This is a genomic window from Rudaeicoccus suwonensis, assembly GCF_007829035.1.
GTDB classification, from domain to species: domain Bacteria; phylum Actinomycetota; class Actinomycetes; order Actinomycetales; family Dermatophilaceae; genus Rudaeicoccus; species Rudaeicoccus suwonensis.
The window spans coordinates 1-19,016 of record NZ_VIVQ01000003.1; the positions used below are offsets into that span (position 1 = coordinate 1).

24 protein-coding genes are annotated in these 19,016 nt (G+C 66.5%); 20 read left to right on the top strand and 4 right to left on the bottom strand.

Annotated features, from left to right (window positions below):
* The 5 genes from BKA23_RS17715 to ppsA form a co-directional block, all read left to right on the top strand.
* Positions 1-460 (top strand): MFS transporter (locus BKA23_RS17715; protein WP_484336729.1); only part of this gene is annotated, 460 nt, incomplete at its 5' end.
* Between the two features lie 411 nt (positions 461-871).
* Positions 872-2,881 (top strand): S53 family peptidase, encoded by a 2,010-nt coding sequence (locus tag BKA23_RS14200; protein WP_145229653.1) that lies wholly within the window; start codon positions 872-874, stop codon positions 2,879-2,881.
* A gap of 190 nt (positions 2,882-3,071) precedes the next feature.
* Complete coding sequence (locus BKA23_RS14205; RefSeq protein ID WP_246104672.1) at positions 3,072-4,352, top strand: aspartate aminotransferase type Ic; 1,281 nt, start codon at positions 3,072-3,074, stop codon at positions 4,350-4,352.
* A 153-nt stretch (positions 4,353-4,505) separates the two neighbouring features.
* A complete protein-coding gene (locus BKA23_RS14210; protein ID WP_145229657.1) occupies positions 4,506-5,339 on the top strand; it encodes a pyruvate, water dikinase regulatory protein in 834 nt (277 codons plus the stop codon).
* 98 nt (positions 5,340-5,437) lie between these two features.
* Complete coding sequence (ppsA, locus tag BKA23_RS14215; RefSeq protein WP_145229659.1) at positions 5,438-7,813, top strand: phosphoenolpyruvate synthase; 2,376 nt, start codon at positions 5,438-5,440, stop codon at positions 7,811-7,813.
* 87 nt (positions 7,814-7,900) lie between these two features.
* Here ppsA and BKA23_RS14220 read toward each other — a convergent pair whose 3' ends face one another.
* Genes BKA23_RS14220 through BKA23_RS14235 form a run of 4 tightly spaced genes read right to left on the bottom strand, consistent with a single transcriptional unit; the run spans position 7,901 to position 11,359 of the window.
* Positions 7,901-8,611, bottom strand: a complete 711-nt coding sequence (locus tag BKA23_RS14220) for an ABC transporter permease (RefSeq protein WP_246104697.1) — start codon at positions 8,609-8,611, stop codon at positions 7,901-7,903.
* A 2-nt stretch (positions 8,612-8,613) separates the two neighbouring features.
* The gene (locus BKA23_RS14225; RefSeq protein WP_145229663.1) at positions 8,614-9,531 is read right to left on the bottom strand and encodes an ABC transporter ATP-binding protein; all 918 of its coding nucleotides are present in this window, start codon (positions 9,529-9,531) and stop codon (positions 8,614-8,616) included.
* Positions 9,528-10,445: an ABC transporter permease gene (locus BKA23_RS14230; protein WP_145229665.1), complete on the bottom strand. Its 918-nt coding sequence runs from the start codon at positions 10,443-10,445 to the stop codon at positions 9,528-9,530. The genes BKA23_RS14225 and BKA23_RS14230 overlap by 4 nt, the downstream gene beginning before the upstream one ends.
* A complete protein-coding gene (locus BKA23_RS14235) occupies positions 10,442-11,359 on the bottom strand; it encodes an ABC transporter ATP-binding protein (RefSeq protein ID WP_145229667.1) in 918 nt (305 codons plus the stop codon). The genes BKA23_RS14230 and BKA23_RS14235 overlap by 4 nt, the downstream gene beginning before the upstream one ends.
* Before the next feature lie 455 nt (positions 11,360-11,814).
* Between BKA23_RS14235 and rpsJ the strand changes: the two genes are divergently transcribed.
* From rpsJ to BKA23_RS14310, 15 genes are all read left to right on the top strand, one after another.
* On the top strand, positions 11,815-12,123 hold the full coding sequence (rpsJ, locus tag BKA23_RS14240) for a 30S ribosomal protein S10 (protein WP_006946210.1): 309 nt from the start codon (positions 11,815-11,817) through the stop codon (positions 12,121-12,123).
* Between the two features lie 15 nt (positions 12,124-12,138).
* Positions 12,139-12,804 (top strand): 50S ribosomal protein L3, encoded by a 666-nt coding sequence (gene rplC, locus BKA23_RS14245; protein ID WP_145229668.1) that lies wholly within the window; start codon positions 12,139-12,141, stop codon positions 12,802-12,804.
* A 5-nt stretch (positions 12,805-12,809) separates the two neighbouring features.
* A complete protein-coding gene (gene rplD / locus BKA23_RS14250; protein ID WP_145229670.1) occupies positions 12,810-13,496 on the top strand; it encodes a 50S ribosomal protein L4 in 687 nt (228 codons plus the stop codon).
* A gap of 14 nt (positions 13,497-13,510) precedes the next feature.
* Complete coding sequence (rplW, locus tag BKA23_RS14255; RefSeq protein ID WP_425473781.1) at positions 13,511-13,807, top strand: 50S ribosomal protein L23; 297 nt, start codon at positions 13,511-13,513, stop codon at positions 13,805-13,807.
* A 30-nt stretch (positions 13,808-13,837) separates the two neighbouring features.
* Positions 13,838-14,674, top strand: coding sequence for a 50S ribosomal protein L2 (gene rplB, locus BKA23_RS14260; RefSeq protein ID WP_145229675.1), 837 nt, complete (start codon positions 13,838-13,840; stop codon positions 14,672-14,674).
* Between the two features lie 3 nt (positions 14,675-14,677).
* On the top strand, positions 14,678-14,959 hold the full coding sequence (gene rpsS / locus BKA23_RS14265; protein WP_145229677.1) for a 30S ribosomal protein S19: 282 nt from the start codon (positions 14,678-14,680) through the stop codon (positions 14,957-14,959).
* A 55-nt stretch (positions 14,960-15,014) separates the two neighbouring features.
* Positions 15,015-15,383: a 50S ribosomal protein L22 gene (gene rplV, locus BKA23_RS14270; RefSeq protein WP_145229679.1), complete on the top strand. Its 369-nt coding sequence runs from the start codon at positions 15,015-15,017 to the stop codon at positions 15,381-15,383.
* Positions 15,383-16,216 (top strand): 30S ribosomal protein S3, encoded by an 834-nt coding sequence (gene rpsC, locus BKA23_RS14275; RefSeq protein ID WP_145229681.1) that lies wholly within the window; start codon positions 15,383-15,385, stop codon positions 16,214-16,216. Before rplV ends, rpsC begins: the two co-directional genes overlap by 1 nt.
* Positions 16,216-16,635, top strand: coding sequence for a 50S ribosomal protein L16 (gene rplP, locus BKA23_RS14280; RefSeq protein WP_145229683.1), 420 nt, complete (start codon positions 16,216-16,218; stop codon positions 16,633-16,635). Before rpsC ends, rplP begins: the two co-directional genes overlap by 1 nt.
* Positions 16,635-16,889: a 50S ribosomal protein L29 gene (gene rpmC, locus BKA23_RS14285; protein WP_281287571.1), complete on the top strand. Its 255-nt coding sequence runs from the start codon at positions 16,635-16,637 to the stop codon at positions 16,887-16,889. Before rplP ends, rpmC begins: the two co-directional genes overlap by 1 nt.
* Positions 16,890-16,891: 2 nt before the next feature.
* Positions 16,892-17,197, top strand: coding sequence for a 30S ribosomal protein S17 (gene rpsQ, locus BKA23_RS14290; protein WP_145229685.1), 306 nt, complete (start codon positions 16,892-16,894; stop codon positions 17,195-17,197).
* A 186-nt stretch (positions 17,198-17,383) separates the two neighbouring features.
* Positions 17,384-17,752, top strand: a complete 369-nt coding sequence (gene rplN, locus BKA23_RS14295) for a 50S ribosomal protein L14 (RefSeq protein WP_145229687.1) — start codon at positions 17,384-17,386, stop codon at positions 17,750-17,752.
* Positions 17,753-17,755: 3 nt separating this feature from the next.
* Positions 17,756-18,109 carry a 50S ribosomal protein L24 gene (gene rplX / locus BKA23_RS14300; protein ID WP_211841739.1) on the top strand — a complete coding sequence of 118 codons (354 nt, stop codon included), beginning with the start codon at positions 17,756-17,758 and terminating at the stop codon, positions 18,107-18,109.
* Positions 18,109-18,678, top strand: a complete 570-nt coding sequence (rplE, locus tag BKA23_RS14305) for a 50S ribosomal protein L5 (protein ID WP_145229689.1) — start codon at positions 18,109-18,111, stop codon at positions 18,676-18,678. Before rplX ends, rplE begins: the two co-directional genes overlap by 1 nt.
* Before the next feature lie 2 nt (positions 18,679-18,680).
* The gene (locus BKA23_RS14310) at positions 18,681-18,866 is read left to right on the top strand and encodes a type Z 30S ribosomal protein S14 (RefSeq protein ID WP_145229691.1); all 186 of its coding nucleotides are present in this window, start codon (positions 18,681-18,683) and stop codon (positions 18,864-18,866) included.
* Positions 18,867-19,016 lie beyond the last annotated feature (150 nt).

Sequence of the window (19,016 nt, forward strand, 5' to 3'; positions counted from 1 at the left end):
GTCTCACTCCGGATGGGGTTCCTCATGGCTGGGCATCGCCGAGGCGACCCTCGCCTGCGGCGCGATCGGCGGCAGCATCCTCGGCATCAGATGGCAGGGTCAATTCCTGGCGCGGCGGGCGTTCTGGACCCTGGTCACCCAAGGTGTGGGTCTGGGCCTGGTGGGTGTGGATCTTCGCGCGACGCTGGTAATCGGAATGCTCCTGATCGGCGTCACCTCCGGTCTCGCCTCGGTGTGGCTGAGCGGGTGCTTCCTGCGCGTCGTCGCCCCGAGTCACCTGGGCAGGGTGTCCTCCGTCAGTCAGCTCGGCGACCTGCTGTTGATCCCGGTGATGACACCCGTCTTCGGCGCGCTCGCCGGACATGCGTCCGTGACGACGGCGACACTGGTCTTCGGGGCCTGTATGTCGGTGCTGTGTCTGACGTTCGTGCTCCGGCCGGAGATCAGCGGTCTGCGCTGACGCAGGTACGGCCTATGAGCGTGTCGCCCGAAACAACCACGGGGTCACCAGTTGCAGAGCCGCGGCCACGTCGGACTGGAGGCGTTTTGCGTCTGGAATCTGTTGTGGAACAGGTGAGTTCGGCAGGAATACGGGATTGCCCAATGCCACGTAGAAGCTGCGCAGTGAGCGCATCGTGTTCGAGGCTGCTGGTGGCACTGGTCCCGGAGAGCCGCCGACGATCATGGCGGCGTCTGCGCCGTCGGCGACGGATCGCGCACAGCCCGCGACCGCCCCACAGGCCACTCACAACCCAATGACACTCGTCTCGGAAGATCTTCTGCAGAAAACCACCACGGCTCTCCACATTGTTGGCAGGATGCCCGTAGCCGGGCATGGAGCCAGGCCATTCAGAAGGGGAGTCCTTTCACAATGCGCCATACAACTCGTCTGATCGCGCTGACCGCCACCGGCGGCCTCGCGATCGCCTTCGCCGGTGTCGGCGCGGGCACCGCGCACGCGGCCAGCAGCGGCCGCGACGTCGTCAACGCGACACCGACCTGGACGTCGCACGCTCTCAAGCGTGGCGCCGTCGCGGCCGGTCAGCAGCACACTTTCAGCATCGTTCTCAACATGCGCAACGAGGCCGGTGCCGAGGCGCTTGCCAATGCTGTGTCCGACCCGTCAAGCCCGTCCTACGGTAAGTACGTCACGGCGGCCAAGTGGCGTTCGGAGTTCGCTCCGACCAATCAGCAGGTCAGCCAGGTCAGCGGATGGCTGCGGAGTCAGGGCATCAAAGTCCTGTCCACCCCGGCCAACCATCGCTACCTGCAGGTGATGGCGACGACGTCTGAGATCAACAGCGCGTTCCACACGACGATGTCGACGTATTCTCTCGATGGCGCCGCACAGACTGCACCGAACTCGACTCTGACTGTGCCGCAGTCGATTTCGTCACTTGTCGCCGGTGTGGTCGGGCTGGACTCGACGCAGAAGGCGACGCCGACGTCCACGACCGGGGTCACCAGCACTGCTCAGTTGCGGACCGGTTCGAGCACCGTCGCCCCGGCCAAAGCGACATCAGACACCACGCTGCCCGGCCCTCCGGCAGCCTTCGTGAACGCCGGTCCGTGCTCGGCGTACTACGGTCAGAAGAAGGCTTCCACGCTGCCGAAGCTGGTGCAGAACCCGATGAGCTACGCGGTCTGCGGTTACAAGCCCGCACAGATCCGCGGCGCCTACGGCGTCGACAGTGAACTGCAGCAGGGATACGACGGGCGTGGTGTCACGGTCGCCATCGTGGATGCCTTTGCATCACCGACGATCTACGACGACGCATCCGAGTACGCCCGCCGTAACGACCCCAACCACCCGCTGCGCAGCTACCAGTTCTCGCAGTCACTCCCGGGCTCCTACAACTCGGTCTCGGAGTGCGGCGGCAACGGGTGGTACGGCGAGGAGACCCTCGACGTCGAGGCCGTCCACGCGACTGCTCCGGGCGCGAACATCCTGTATGTCGGTGGCGCCAGCTGTAACGACGACGACCTCAACGCGGCGGTCAACACCGTTGTCGACAACCAACTCGCGTCCGTCATCACCAACTCCTACAGCGACACCGGTGAGCCCACCAGCGTCGCCCAGGTCGCCGAGGACCACCAGACGGCGATCCAGGCTGCTGCCCAGGGCATCAGCCTGATGTTCTCCGCCGGCGACGACGGCGACGAGATCGCAGCCACCGGCACCCGCCAGGTCAACTACGAAGCATCCGACCCCTACGTCACGGCAGTCGGAGGCACCTCGCTGAACATCACGGCGGACGACAGCTACGGCTGGGAGCAGGGCTGGGGCACCGGCAAGTCGACTCTGACCAAGGGCAAGTGGACGCCGATCCCGCCGGCGTACGACTACGGCGGCGGTGGCGGCACCAGTCGTCTGTTCACCCAGCCCGGCTACCAGAAGGGTGTCGTCCCGGCGTCGATCTCCAACTACTTCGGCAACGGAGCACATCGAGCCGTTCCGGATGTCGCAATGGTGGGCGATCCCTCGACCGGTTATCTGGTCGGCGAGACTCAGTTGTTCCCGAACGGCAAGTCGGTCTACGGCGAATACCGCATCGGTGGAACGTCGCTGTCGTCCCCGTTGTTCGCCGGTGTGATCGCTGTCGCCGACCAGGTGGCTGGTCACTCGTTGGGCTTCCTGAACCCCAAGCTGTACTCGCTTGCGGGGACCGGTGCCTTCCATGACGTGAACCACGGCAGGGCAGTCACCGACGCCGTCGTCCGCGTCGACTATGTCAACGGGGTCAACGCCAGCAACGGCACCGTGATCACGGCACGCACGCTGAACCAGACCGGCACGATCTACACCCGCAAGGGGTATGACGATGTGACCGGTGTCGGTTCGCCGAACGGTCCGGAGTTCTTCGCAGCGATGGCCAAGTGACCGACCTCCGTCGGTGACGGTTCACTGAACCACCGGCCCGGGCCCGCTCTGCACCAGCAGTGGCGGGCCCGGGCTTCGTCATACGCGGCAGTGGTCGTGCCCGTCATTCGGTATGCCGAGCGGTGCGCGGAGCAGAGTTTGCGAGAATCGAGGCGCTCACCAGCCCTCTCGCACCAGGAGCCGAAATCCCGTGTCTGCGCAGTCCCGCCTGACCGATCTGTCCGCCGACGAACTCGCCGCCTTCCGCGCCGAGCAGCAGACGGCATACGACACTCTCGCCGGCAGCGGCCTGAAGCTGGATCTCACCCGCGGCAAGCCCTCCGCCGCGCAGCTGGACCTGTCCAACGGCCTGCTGGACCTGCCCAAGGGAGTGCATGACGCGTCCGGCACGGACACGCGCAATTACGGTGGCCTGCAAGGGATTTCGGAGCTGCGGCAGATTTTCGCCGAGCTGCTGTGGGTCGAACCGGCCCAGCTCGTGGCCGGTGGCAACTCCAGCCTGACGATGATGAAAGACACCCTCGTCGACCTCATGTTGTTCGGTGGCGTCGACTCGCCCGGCCCATGGTCGGCGCAGGAGAAGGTGCGCTTCATCTGCCCGGTGCCCGGTTATGACCGGCACCACACGCTGCTGGACTCCCTCGGCATCGAGATGCTCGCCGTGCCGATGAACGACGACGGCCCCGACGTCGATGCCGTGGCCGCGCTGGTCAAGGACGACCCGACCGTCAATGGAATGTGGATCGTGCCGACCTACGCCAACCCCGCGGGCGCGGTCTGCAGCCAGGAGGTCGCTGCGGCGCTGGTGGCCATGCCGACCGCCGCGCCCGACTTCAAGATCCTGTGGGACAACGCCTACGCCCTGCACCACCTCACCGCCGACGAGGTCAAGAGCGCCGACATCCTCTCGCTGGCCAGCGCGGCCGGTCACCCGCATCGTCCGATCCTGTTCGCGTCGACGTCCAAGATCACCTTCGCCGGCGCCGGCGTCGCTTTCCTGGCTGCATCCACCGAGCAGGTCGCGTGGTACCTCAAGCACCTCGGTGAAGGCGCGATCGGCCCCGACAAGGTCAACCAGTTGCGGCACGCGCAGTTCTTCGGCGACGCCGACGGTGTGCGCGCCCACATGGCGCGGCACCGCGAGATCATCGCCCCGAAGTTCGCCGAGGTGCAGCGAATCCTGACCGACCGCCTCGGCGGCACGGGTGTCGCGACCTGGACCGACCCCAAGGGCGGCTACTTCGTCAGCCTGGATGTCGTCCCCGGTACCGCCGCGCGGGTGGTGCAGCTGGCCAAAGACGCGGGCATCGCACTCACCCCTGCCGGCGCATCCTTCCCGTATGGCGTGGACCCGCAGGACACGAACATCCGGCTCGCGCCGACCTTCCCGGCTCTGCCCGAGGTGACCGCTGCAATGGAGGCTGTGGCCACCTGCGTGCTGCTCGCGGCAGCGGAGAAGCTGAGTTCCTGATGACGCTCATCGGTCGGTCACGTGCCTCAGCCCCCGATGCGGCACGTGACCGGGACGTCTGATTGATGGTCGGGCGGCGCGTCATCCGCACGCGGCGTCGGGCGTCTGCTGCGTAACGGCTCCGGGGCCGGCGGCGTGTGGGAGAGTTCGGGTGTGAGTGAGCCCGGTTCGGTGGCGCCGACGCCCGTCTTCTTCGTCGCGGGCGGCACCGGCATCTCCGCGGAGACGCTCGGCAACATGATGCTGCAGCAGTTCCCCAGCGTTCGTTTCGTGCGGCAGAAGATCCCGTTCATCAAAACTGAGGAGCAGGCCCGCGCCACGGTGGCGATGATGGACGCCGCGCGCACCGAGGAGATCATGCCGCTGGTGTTCTCGACGGTCGCGGTCGAAGGTGTGCGCGCGATCATCTCGGGCACCGAGTGCGCCTTCATCGACCTGTTCGGCGCCCACCTGGACATGGTCGAGCGGGTGTTGCACGTCAACGCCGCCCGCAACGGCAGCAGTCCGCACGGGGTGCGGGATGCGGGGGAGTACGACGCCAGGATGAAGGCCGTCGAATTCGCCATCGAGCACGACGACGGCCAGAGCCTGCGCCAACTGGACCGCGCCGACCTGATCCTGACTGCACCGTCCAGATGCGGCAAGACGCCCACGACGATGTACCTCGCCCTGCAGTTCGGCCTGCGCGTCGCCAACTACCCGCTGGTCGAGGAGGACTTCGACACCTCGGCACTGCCGCGCCCGATCCGGCCGTATGCCGACAAGTGCTTCGGCCTGTTGTCGACACCGGCGCGCCTGAGCCAGGTGCGTGGTGAGCGACGCCCCGGATCGACATACGCGACATTGGCCCAGTGCACCTATGAGCTACGCCGTGCAGAGGCGATGTTCCGGGCCCATAAGATCCCTTTCATCAACTCCTCCTCGATGTCCGTGGAGGAGATGGCTGCGCTGATCATGGAAGCCCTCAAGCTCAACAGGGCGCACTGACAGAGTGAGCCGAACGACATACGTCATGCTGCACATCAGATCCACGCACGTCTGCACGCGCGCGAGAAGGCTCGCGCGGCACCCGAGAGGACTCCAACATGGCCAGTAACATCGAGTGGTTCGCCGATCTGGGAATCGGCGACGTGGAGACCGTCGGGGGTAAGAACGCCTCTCTGGGTGAGATGGTGCAGCACCTGTCGAAGGCGGGTGTGCGCGTCCCGACCGGTTTTGCGACAACGGCCGATGCGTACCGCCGGTTCCTGACCGAGACCGGGCTGAAGGACGACATCGACGCCGCACTCGACGGCCTCGACGTCGACGACGTCCGCGAACTCGCTCGCGTCGGGAACAAGATCCGCACCGACATCGAGCAGCAGCAGTTTCCGGCTGACCTCGAGCGCGACATCCGCGCTGCCTACGAGAAGCTCGTGTCCGAGGCCGGCGTCGACGTCAGCTGGGCGGTGCGTTCCAGCGCCACCGCCGAGGACCTGCCGGATGCCTCGTTCGCCGGTCAGCAGGAGACCTTCCTCAACATCGAGGGCATCGACAACATCCTGCACGCCATCAAGCTCGTCTTCGCCTCGCTCTACAACGACCGGGCGATCGCCTACCGCGTGCACGCCGGATACGACCACAGCCTGGTCGCGCTGTCGGCCGGCATCCAGCGGATGGTGCGCTCGGACATCGGCTCCTCCGGCGTGATGTTCACCATGGACACCGAGTCCGGCTTCCGCGACGCCGTCTTCATCACCTCCTCCTACGGTCTCGGCGAGGCCGTGGTGCAGGGCGCGGTCAACCCGGACGAGTTCTACGTCTACAAGCCCGCACTGCGCGAGGGTCGCCCGGCGATCCTCAAGCGAGGCGTCGGGTCGAAGGCCACCAAGATGGTCTACACCGATGACGCGACCGTTGGTGAGACGATCCACTTCGTGCCGGTGGACGAGGCCGACCAGGGCAAGCTGTCGCTCACCGACGACGAGGTCACCGAGTTGGCCCAGCACGCGGTCGCGATCGAGGAGCACTACGGCCGCCCGATGGACATCGAATGGGGCAAGGACGGCTCCGACGGCAAGCTCTACGTGCTGCAGGCCCGCCCCGAGACGGTCCAGTCCCGCGCGAACGGCTCCACCCTGCAGCGCTTCGTCATGAAGCAGCGCGGTGACGTCGTGGTCGACGGTCGTGCGATCGGCCAGAAGATCGGTGCCGGAGCGGTCCGCAAGCTGACGTCCATCGACGCCATGCACGAGTTCCAGCCCGGCGAGGTGCTGGTCGCCGACATGACCGACCCCGACTGGGAACCGATCATGAAGCGCGCCTCCGCCATCGTCACCAACCGCGGCGGTCGCACCTGCCACGCCGCGATCATCGCCCGCGAGCTCGGCATCCCCGCCGTCGTCGGAACCGGCTCTGCCACAACGGATCTCGCCGACGGCCGCGAGGTGACGGTCTCGTGCGCCGAGGGCGACACGGGCTTCGTCTACGACGGAGTCATCGACTTCGAGGTCTCCGAGACCGCGCTCGACCAGATGCCTGAACTGCCCGTCAAGATCATGATGAATGTCGGCACCCCCGACCAGGCGTTCGAGTTCAGCCGCCTGCCCAACAAGGGCATCGGGCTGGCCCGGCTGGAGTTCATCATCAACCGCCAGATCGGGATCCACCCGAAGGCCCTGTTGCACCTGGAGGACCAGGAGCCCGAGGTCCGCGCCCAGATCGAGGCGCTGATCGCGGCATACGACAGTCCGCGCGACTTCTTCGTCAAGCGCGTCGCGGAGGGCGTCGCCATGCTCGCGGCGGCCTTCGCGCCCGAGCCGGTCATCGTGCGGATGTCGGACTTCAAGTCCAACGAGTATGCCGGGATGCTCGGTGGCGAGCGCTACGAGCCGGACGAGGAGAACCCGATGATCGGCTACCGCGGGGCATCGCGGTATCTCTCGGCCGACTTCGAGGACTGCTTCGCGATGGAGTGCGAGGCGTTGCGCTTCGTGCGCGAGGACATGGGCCTGACCAACGTCAAGGTGATGATTCCGTTCGTGCGCACGCTGGACGAGGCGCGCGGCGTCATCGACCTGCTCGGCAAGCACGGTCTCAAGCGCGGCGAGAACGGCCTGCAGGTCGTCATGATGTGCGAGGTGCCGAGCAACGCCGTCATCGCCGACCAGTTCCTCGAGCACTTCGACGGATTCTCGATCGGCTCCAACGACATGACGCAGCTGACCCTCGGTCTCGACCGCGACTCCGGTCTGGTCGCCGCGGGCTTCGACGAGCGCGACCCGGCCGTCAAGCGGATGTTGAGTATGGCGATCACGGCCTGCCGCGAGCAAGGCAAGTATGTCGGAATCTGCGGCCAGGGCCCGTCCGACCACCCCGACCTCGCGGACTGGCTGCTCGACCAGGGGATCGAGTCGATGTCGTTGAACCCCGACACCGTCGTCGAGACCTGGCTGCGCCTGGCCAAGCGCGCTGCCGGATAGGCACCACGCAGGAAGCGGCCCGACCGGATGATTCCGGCCGGGCCGCTTCCTGCGTTCACGGGTGTGGTGGTCTCCGCCGCCAGCGGCTCACACCTCTGACAGCGTCATGGCGGCCAGCCGGCGACCGGCCAGCACGATGCCGATGACCAGGGCGATGAGAGTCGCAGCCACGGCATACAGCACGGGAACGCCGGGATGGCGACCGGGGACGGAGGCGACACCGTCGAGCACTGCTGTGCCCCAACTGCGCGCGGACAGCCACTTGACCGGCGAGATGAGCGAGGAGATCGTCGACTCCCACAGCAGCCAGTAGAGCAGGCATCCCAGGATGCTGCGCTTCATGAACGTCGCGAGCGCGGTGAAGATGCCGACGTATGCCGCACCGGAGACCACCGCTCCGAGTAATCCGGCAACCGCGACACCGTCGGAGGTTCCGGCGACGACTAGGCCTGCGATGCCGATCGGGATCGCGGCGACAACCAGCACGGAGGCGAGCACGACGACGGCCTTGCTGGCGATGATGGTCAGCCGAGGGATCGGCTTGGTCAGCAGATAGATGATCGAGCCGTCGTCGAACTCGGAGTTGATCAGCGTCGTGGTTGCGATCAGGGTGACGATCGGCACCACCAGACCGATACCGAACACCGAGATGAGGTCAGCTGCGGCGTCGGCGTGTGACCCCTGGGTGGCGAAGCGCACCACTGCGCTGAGCAGCAGCAGGACGATCGGCAGGGCGATCAGCAGGACCACCCGCGCTCGCAGGAACAGCGACCGCAAGCCGAGGCGCAGGATCGGCATACTCACGAGTTCACCAGGTAACTGAAGACGCTTTCGAGGGATTCGTCGGTCGGGGTGAGTTCGAGGATCCGCAGGCCGTGCTGCCGGGCGAGGTTCGGTATGACGTGCGCGAACCTGCCGAAGTCGTCAGCCTCGACCTCGATCGCCTGGTCTGCGGACCGCAGCCGCGCACCGCGCACGGATGGTTCGGTGAGCAGCAACGCAGCGAGGCGACGGTTGTCGCTGCACCGGATGAGGTACTGGTTGGGGCGGTCGGTCATCATGCGCCGGATCTGCGCGAAATCGCCGGACGCGGCATGCCGGCCCGCAACGACGACCTCCACCTGGCGTGCGATCTGCTCGACTTCTTCGAGGATGTGCGAACTGAAGACGATGGTGCGGCCGCGTTGGGCGAAACCATGCAGCAGACCCATCATGTGCCGCCGCTGGATCGGGTCCATCCCGTTGAACGGCTCGTCCAGCAACAGCACCGCCGGATCGTGCACGAGCACCGAGGCCACCTTGATGCGTTGCTTCATGCCCTTGCTGTAGGTGCCGATCCGGCGGTTCGCCGCCGGCGCCATCTCGACCTGTGCGATGGCGTGGGCGGTCGCTGTGGCCGGATCGGGGACGCCCTGCAGGTCGGCGTTCAGCCGCACGAACTGCTCGCCGGTGAGGAAGTCGTACAACGACTCCTGCACCGGCACCAGCCCGATCTGCCGGTACATCCGAACGTGGCCGCGCACGGGTGTGCCGTCGATCGTCACGGTGCCCGTGGACGGGGGCAGCAGCCCGGCCATCATCGACAGGAGCGTCGACTTGCCGGCGCCGTTCGGGCCGAGCAGGCCGGTGATGCCGGGGCGGATGTGCATGTTGATGTCGTTGACGGCGACGACGTTGCCGTACCACCGCGACACCTCTGCCAGCACGAGATCGCTCACAGCGACGCCGCCTTCCGGATCCGCAGCAGCAGGGCAGTGGCACAGGCGCACACCCACACCAGCGCGGCCACGACGAAGCCGATGGTCCACCCGGCGGAGGGATGCTGCAGCGACGAGGTCGGCGTCGGCTGGTGGAACAGACCGCTGATGAGCTCGGCCACCACGGTGAACGGGGTGAACATCGCCGCCAGATAGCCCAGGGTGCTCTGATGGTTGGTGCAGGCCAGCCCCAGCAGCGACGTCACGATGCCCGACGTCAGCAACAGCCCGACGATGATCGCGGCGACGGCAAGCCCGGCCCGCGTCGTCAGCGCGGCGACAAGCCCGCTGAACGACGCGAGGACCAGTGCGAGCACCAGCACACCGGCGAGCGCCGCGAAGTAGTGCCCGGTGTGTTCGGACTTCGACACATGCGTGGTGAGCGCTGCGGCATACCAGATGGTGAGGGGCACGGCGACGATCGCGAAGATCGCCGTCGACAGCGCCGCGAGACGGACCAGCACGTAGGTCGTGCGCGACAGCGGCCGGGCGAAATAGAGCACAATCGTGCGATAGCGCAGATCGCGGGCGAACAGCACCGGTGCCTGAGCTGCGGTGAAGATCGTGATGAGCAGCTGGGTCCAGTACGGATACCCGAAGTAGTTCGCCAGCGGGGCGATCAGATCGCCCTGGTCGGACAGCGACATCTTGTTCAGTTGCACGAGCAGTCCGGCCAGCACCAACGCCGGGATCAGCATCAGGCCGGCGATCAGGAAGGGCACCACCTTCGACTTCGCCGAACGACCGATGCCGAAGGCATGTCGCAGCGAGGTGACGTAGAGCGAGGCCGCCACGGCCGCCGTGCTCTGCCGTCGCCCGGTGAACGGCCGGTATCCGAGGTCGTGGATCACGCCCTGCGGTGTCGGTGAGCTCATCGCGTGCCCCCTGCCGCGCTGAAGACTTCTTCCAGGGTGTGATGGACCTCCTGGACCCGGATCAGCCCCAGACCGAGGTCGACCACCACGTCACGTATGACGTCGAGTGTGCCGGGGGACTGCACCTGCACCTCGATACGGTTTCCGACCGGCCAGGCCCGGATCCCGCGATCGAGCAGCGCCTGGCCGACGACCTGATCGCAGCCGGCGGGACCGAGCACCTCGACGAGGACGTTGCCGGTGGTGTGTGTCAGGTCGGCAGTGCTGGACGCGCGCAGCAGGCGGCCCCCGTCGATGACGACGATGTTGTCGGCGGTCCGTTCCAGCTCGCCGAGCAGGTGACTGGTCACGGTGACCGAGATGCCGAAGTCGTGACCGATCCGGCCGATGAGATCGAGCATGTCGTCGCGGGACCGCGGGTCCAGGCCGTTGGTGGGTTCGTCCAGGAACACCAGCTCCGGGCTGTGCACGATCGCCTGGGCCAGCTTGGCGCGTTGCTTCATGCCGGTGGAGTAGCCGCCCATCGGCCGGTGACGTTCCTCCGCGAGGCCGACATGGCGCAGGACGTCGGAGGTGCGTTCGCGGGCCACCGTGCGCGGCAGGCCGGACATGATGCCCATGTGCATGACGAATTCCGCTGCTGACACATCCGCTGGCAGGCAGTCGTGTTCGGGCATGTAACCCACCCGCTCTCGCACCCGGGCGCCGTCGGTTGTCGGGTCGAGCCCGAGCACACGCGCCTGGCCCGCGGTGGGGCGCAACAGACCCAGCAAGACCTTCAGCAGAGTGGATTTGCCGGCACCGTTGACGCCGACGATGCCGGTCACCCCGATAGGGATGCTCAGCGCGAGGTCGTCCAGCGCCCGCACCCGCGGGTACTGCACGGTCAGCGCTTGTGTGTCCACGACCCCCATGCGTGAACCCTACGGTGTCGCGGAGGGATGTGGTCGGTGTCGCGTGCGACACACCCGACATCGGGGGTCGGCGCGGTGCCAACGATGACGCGGGTTCGCGGCATACGTACTCGATTTGGACCCTGTCGCAAGCTCTGGCACACTGTTCAGGTTGCTTGACGCGCAGTGAGTACGCCTGTGTCGACGACTCGGAGTGATCCGAGGCCGACGCGAAGCTGCCACCGCCGCCCCGGCAGCACCCGGTCCGTCGGAAACGGCGTGACCCGTCGGTGCGGTCGGGAAGCGCAAGCAGAGGCCCGACCGACTGGGACTCATGGCAATCCACGCCGACGGTGCACGTGCATCTGCTGCGAAGCAGGAGCGACACACCCGAGCGCGGGGGTCGGAGACTTACCAGTGTTGGCGCCGAAAATAGACCTGCAAGTTAGAAGTACGGCGAGAGAGAGACGCAGCGAATGGCGGGACAGAAGATCCGCATCCGACTGAAGTCGTATGACCACGAGGTCATCGACAGCTCGGCGCGCAAAATTGTCGACACGGTGACTCGTGCCGGTGCAACGGTTGTCGGCCCGGTGCCGCTGCCGACGGAGAAGAACGTTTTCTGCGTCATCCGTTCACCGCACAAGTACAAGGACAGCCGCGAGCACTTCGAGATGCGCACCCACAAGCGGTTGATCGACATCGTTGACCCGACCCCGAAGGCCGTTGACTCGCTGATGCGTCTCGACCTGCCGGCCGACGTCAACATCGAAATCAAGCTCTGAAAGGCGGACTGACTCATGACTCACACCACTGAGCGCTCCGTCAAGGGCGTCCTGGGCGAGAAGCTCGGCATGACCCAGGTCTGGGACGAGGAGAACCGCCTCGTGCCGGTGACCGTCGTGCAGGCCGGCCCGTGCGTCGTCACCGCTGTGCGCGGCGAGGGCGAGGGCTACCACGCGGTTCAGATCGCGTATGGCGCGATCGACCCGCGCAAGGTCAACAAGCCGATGACCGGCCACTTCGAGAAGGCCGGCGTCACGCCGCGCCGTCACCTCGTCGAGATCCGCACCGCGGATGCCGCCGAGTACTCCCTTGGCCAGGAGATCACCGTCGAGACCTTCGAGGCCGGTCAGAAGATCGACGCCGTCGGCACCACCAAGGGCAAGGGCTTCGCCGGTGTCATGAAGCGTCACGGCTTTGCCGGTGTCAGCTCCTCCCACGGTGCGCACAAGAACCACCGCAAGCCGGGCTCGATCGGTGGCTGCTCCACCCCGGGCCGCGTGTTCAAGGGCATGCGTATGGCCGGCCGCATGGGCGGCGAGCGCCAGACCACCCAGAACCTCACGATCCACGCCGTCGACGCCGACCGCGGACTGCTGCTGATCAAGGGTGCCGTCCCCGGCCCCCGTGGCGCCGTCGTGCTGGTCAAGTCGGCTGCCAAGTCATCCGCGAAGGAGGCCTGAGCCCGATGACCACCGTTGACATCGTTGCGCCCTCGGGCGCCAAGGCCGGCTCCGTCGAGCTGCCGGCAGAGATCTTCGACGTGCAGACCAACGTTCCGCTGATCCACCAGGTCGTGGTGGCACAGCTGGCGGCAGCACGTCAGGGCACCCACTCCACCAAGACCCGCGGCGAGGTCCGCGGTGGTGGCCGCAAGCCCTACCGCCAGAAGGGCACCGGTCGCGCCCGTCAGGGTTCGACCCGCGCCCCGCAGTTCGCCGGTGGTGGCGTCGTCCACGGCCCCAAGCCGCGCGACTACGCCCAGCGGACCCCCAAGAAGATGAAGGCCGCCGCCCTGCGCGGTGCCTTGTCCGACCGGGCCCGTCATGGCCGTATCCACGTGCTCACCACGGTGGTCGAGGGCGACAAGCCGTCGACGCGCACCGCGAGCGCGCTGCTGGCCGGTCTGACCGACCGCAAGAACCTGCTGGTCGTGCTGGCCCGCGGCGAGGACACCTCGCTGCTGTCCGTGCGCAACCTGGCCGACGTGCACCTGCTGTTCGCCGACCAGCTGAACACCTACGACGTGCTGTGCGCCGACGACCTGGTCTTCACCCAGGCAGCTCTCGAGGGTTTCCTCGCGGGTCCGACGCAGGCCGCGAAGCTGGACTCGGCTCCGGCAGCTGACGCCGCAGACACCGAGAAGGACAAGTGAGCGCCATCATGACGATGCACCAGGGCAAGAACCCGCGCGACATCCTGCTCGCGCCGGTCGTCTCCGAGAAGTCGTACAGCCTGCTCGACGAGGGCAAGTACACCTTCCTGGTCGACCCGCGGGCCAACAAGACCGAGATCAAGATCGCTGTCGAGAAGATCTTCGACGTCAAGGTCGACTCGGTCCACACCATGAATCGTCAGGGCAAGACGCGCCGGACCCGCTTCGGCACCGGTAAGCGCAAGGACACCAAGCGCGCCATCGTCTCCCTCAAAGAAGGCGCGATCGACATCTTCGGCTCTCAGGGCTGACGGTCGAGGACAAGGACTTAAAGGACAGACATGGCTATCCGCAAGTACAAGCCGACGACTCCCGGTCGTCGCGGCTCGAGCGTGGCCGACTTCGCCGAAGTCACCCGCTCGACGCCCGAGAAGTCGCTGGTGCGACCGCTCTCCAAGACCGGTGGTCGTAACGCGTCGGGTCGCATCACGACCCGTCACATCGGTGGCGGTCACAAGCGCGCGTACCGCGTGATCGACTTCCGCCGCCTGGACAAGGACGGCATCCCGGCCAAGGTCGCTCACATCGAGTACGACCCCAACCGCACCGCCCGCATCGCGTTGCTGCACTACGCCGACGGCGAGAAGCGCTACATCATCGCGCCGAACCGCCTCAAGCAGGGCGACGCGATCGAGAACGGCGCCGGCGCCGACATCAAGCCCGGCAACAACCTGCCGCTGCGCAACATCCCGACCGGTACCGTCATCCACTGCATCGAGCTGCGGCCCGGTGGTGGTGCGAAGATCGCCCGTTCGGCCGGCGCCCGCGTGCAGCTGGTCGCCAAGGACGGCCCGTACGCCCAGCTGCGTATGCCGTCCGGTGAGATCCGCAACGTCGACGTGCGCTGCCGCGCCACCGTCGGCGAGGTCGGCAACGCCGAGCAGAGCAACATCAACTGGGGCAAGGCCGGCCGCATGCGCTGGAAGGGCAAGCGCCCGACCGTCCGTGGTGTCGCGATGAACCCGGTGGACCACCCGCACGGTGGTGGTGAGGGCAAGACCTCCGGTGGTCGCCACCCGGTCAGCCCCTGGGGTCAGGCCGAGGGCCGTACCCGTCGCCCGAAGAAGGAGAGCGACAAGCTCATCGTGCGTCGCCGTCGTACTGGAAAGAAGCGGTAAGAGATGCCCCGTTCATTGAAGAAGGGTCCCTTCGTCGACGACCACCTCGCCAAAAAGGTGGATGCCCAGAACGAAGCCGGCACCAAGACCGTCATCAAGACCTGGTCACGTCGGTCGATGATCATCCCGGACATGCTCGGTCACACGCTGGCCGTGCACGACGGCCGCAAGCACGTTCCGGTCTTCGTGACCGAAGCGATGGTCGGCCACAAGCTCGGCGAATTCGCCCCGACTCGTACCTTCAAGGGCCACGAGAAGGACGACCGGAAGGGTCGCCGCCGCTGACGCGGCGGGGTGGATTCCCATGGCAACGAAGACTGAGACAAACAAAGGACTCACTGTGGAAGCCAAGGCGCAGGCGCGCTACGTCCGCGTGACGCCGCAGAAGGCCCGCCGCGTTGTGGACCTCATCCGCGGAAAGAACGCTGGCGAGGCGGTCAACGTGCTCTCCTTCGCGCCCCAGAGCGCGAGCGAGCCGGTGCTGAAGGTGCTCAACAGCGCCATCGCGAACGCCCGCTTCACCGCAGACAAGAACGGCCAGGCCTTCGACGAGCGTCTGCTCGTCGTGACCGAGGCGTATGTCGACGAAGGCCCGACGATGAAGCGATTCCGCCCGCGTGCCCAGGGGCGTGCGAGCCAAATCCTCAAGCGTACGAGCCACATCACCGTGCATGTTGCACAGCCGGAGCGAAAGGACGGTGGCCGCTGATGGGTCAGAAGGTCAACCCGAACGGTTTCCGTCTCGGCATCACGACGGACCACAAGAGCCGCTGGTTCGCCGACTCGGCCAAGCCGGGTCAGCGCTACCGCGACTATGTCAAGGAAGACGTCGCGATCCGCAAGCTGATGGCGACGGGCATGGAGCGCGCCGGCATCAGCAAGGTCGAGATCGAGCGCACCCGTGACCGCGTGCGCGTGGACATCCACACCGCCCGCCCGGGCATCGTCATCGGTCGCCGCGGCGCCGAGGCCGACCGCCTGCGTGGTGCGCTGGAGAAGCTCACCGCCAAGCAGGTCCAGCTGAACATCCTCGAGGTCAAGAACCCCGAGGCCGACGCTCAGCTGGTCGCGCAGGGCATCGCCGAGCAGCTGTCCGCACGCGTGTCCTACCGTCGCGCGATGCGCAAGGGCATGCAGTCGGCCACCCGCGCCGGTGCCAAGGGCATCCGCGTCATGGTGTCCGGTCGTCTGGGCGGCGCCGAGATGAGCCGCACCGACTTCTACCGCGAAGGCCGCGTGCCGTTGCACACCCTGCGCGCCAACATCGACTACGGCTTCTACGAGGCCCGTACGACGTTCGGCCGCATCGGCGTGAAGGTCTGGATCTACAAGGGCGACCTGACCGCCAAGGAGCTCGCTCGCGAGCAGGCCGCCGCACCGTCCCGTCCGCAGCGTCGTCGCGACGACCGCCCCGTGCGGTCCGACCGCAGTGGTGCGCGAGGCCGTCGTGACGGTGGCGCGCCGACCGACGAGGCTCCGGCAGCTGAGGCCCCCGTGGCCGAGGCAGCCGCCGCTACAACCCCCGAGGGAGCTGAAGCCTGATGTTGATCCCCCGTCGTGTGAAGCACCGTAAGCAGCACCACCCGAAGCGCAGTGGCGCATCCAAGGGCGGCACTGCGGTGTCCTTCGGTGACTTCGGCATCCAGGCCCTGGAGCCGGCATACGTCACCAACCGGCAGATCGAGTCCGCTCGTATCGCCATGACCCGCTACATGAAGCGTGGCGGAAAGGTCTGGATCAACATCTACCCGGACCGCCCGCTGACCAAGAAGCCGGCCGAAACCCGCATGGGTTCCGGTAAGGGCTCGCCGGAATGGTGGGTCGCCAACGTCAAGCCGGGTCGGGTCATGTTCGAGCTGTCCGGTGTGTCCGAGGAAGTTGCACGCGAGGCCCTGCGCCTGGCGATGCACAAGCTGCCGATGAAGTGCCGCTTCGTCGCGCGTGAAGGTGGTGACATCTGATGGCCGTTGGATCCAAGGACCTGCAGCCCACCAAGCTGCGTGAGCTGGACGACGCCGCCCTGGCCGACGAGCTGGGCAAGGCCAAGCAGGAGCTGTTCAACCTGCGGTTCCAGTCGGCCACCGGCCAGCTGGAGAACAACTCCCGGCTGCGTGCGGTCCGCAAGGACATCGCCCGCATCTACACCGAACTGCGGGAGCGCGAGCTCGGCATCGGCCGTGTTGCGCAGGAGAAGTCGAACGAGAAGGTCGGCTGATCATGACCGACGACAAGCAGGAGCAGACAGTGACCGAGCAGGCCCCCAAGGGCACCGAGCGCAACTACCGCAAGACGCGGCAGGGTTACGTCGTCAGCGACAAGATGCAGAAGACCGTCGTGGTCGAGGTCGAGGACCGCGTCAAGCACGCGCTCTACGGCAAGGTGCAGCGCAAGACCGCCCGTGTGAAGGCCCACGACGAGCAGGACGCCTGTGGCGTCGGCGACCGTGTGCTGATCATGGAGACCCGTCCGCTGTCGGCGCAGAAGCGCTGGCGCGTGGTCGAGATCCTCGAGAAGGCCAAGTAGTCCGCTTCGTTGCCGGCCTTCGGGCCGCAACGTTCGATGTCAGCGTTCGTATGACGGGAGCCGTTCCCACAAGGAGCGGCCCCGACATACAACACAACGTTCGGCCCCTGGTGACCGGACGATCAACGTATCCGTTCCACAAGGCTCACTCCGGGTGAGAACCAGTGAGACGACAGGAGAAGAATTGTGATCCAGCAGGAGTCGCGACTGCGCGTCGCCGACAACACCGGTGCCAAGGAGATCTTGTGCATCCGTGTGCTCGGTGGCTCGGGACGTCGCTACGCCGGCATCGGTGACACCATCGTGGCGACCGTCAAGGACGCCATCCCCGGTGGCAACGTCAAGAAGGGCGATGTCGTCAAGGCCGTCATCGTGCGCACGCGCAAAGAGCGTCGCCGCGCCGACGGCAGCTACATCCGCTTCGACGAGAACGCAGCGGTGATCCTCAAGGGCGACGGTGACCCCCGCGGCACCCGCATCTTCGGCCCCGTGGGCCGCGAGCTGCGTGAAAAGCGCTTCATGAAGATCATCTCGCTCGCGCCGGAGGTGCTCTGAACCATGGCAACCAACAAGCCGAAGATGAAGATCAAGAAGAACGACCTCGTCCAGGTCATCTCTGGCAAGGACAAGGGCCTGCAGGGCAAGGTCATCTCGGTCGACCCCGAGCGTCAGCGTGTGCTGGTCGAGGGTGTCAACCGGATCACCAAGCACGTGAAGGCCGGTCAGCCGGGCAGCAGCTCCGGCGGCATCGAGGTCACCGAAGCGCCGATCCACGTGAGCAACGTGCAGATCGTCGACCCCGAGACCAACAAGCCGACGCGCATCCGCATCCGCGAGGAGCAGGTGGAGCGCGACGGTCGCACCAAGACCGTTCGCATCCGCGTGTCGGTGCGTTCCGGAAAGGACCTGTGATGACTGCGACTGCGCCTGAGAAGGTCGCCCCGCGTCTGAAGACCCGCTACCAGTCCGAGATCAAGGACAAGCTGCAGACGGAGTTCGACTTCGGCAACGTCATGCAGGTGCCCGGTGTCGTCAAGGTCGTCGTGAACATGGGTGTCGGCGATGCCGCCAAGGACTCCAAGATCATCGACGGTGCGATCAAGGACCTCACCGCGATCACCGGCCAGAAGCCGGCCGTGACCAAGGCCCGCAAGTCCATCGCGCAGTTCAAGCTGCGTGAGGGTATGCCGATCGGCTGCCACACGACGCTGCGCGGCGACCGCATGTGGGAATTCCTGGACCGTCTGGTCTCGATCGCGCTGCCGCGCATCCGCGACTTCCGCGGTCTGTCGCCCAAGCAGTTCGACGGCAACGGCAACTACACCTTCGGTCTCACCGAGCAGTCCGTGTTCTACGAGATCGACCAGGACCGCATCGACCGCGTCCGTGGCATGGACATCACGGTCGTCACGACCGCGAGCAACGACGACGAGGGCCGCGCCCTGCTGCGCCACCTCGGCTTCCCCTTTAAGGAGAACTGACCGTGGCCAAGACAGCCCTTGTCAACAAGGCGAACAAGAAGCCGAAGTTCGCGGTGCGTGGCTACACCCGCTGCCAGCGGTGTGGCCGTCCGCACTCGGTGTACCGCAAGTTCGGCCTGTGCCGGATCTGCCTGCGCGAGATGGCTCACCGCGGCGAACTGCCCGGCGTCACCAAGTCCAGCTGGTAATCACCCGCTCCATTCTCCGGCCCGGTTCTCCCCGTCAGGTATGACGCGGCGGCCTGCCGAAGGCGGCGCGGACCAGCGCACCTAGCACTATCCACGTAACAACTACACCGAAGGTCTACCCGGCGCCGCCGGGCAAGAAACCACGGTGAG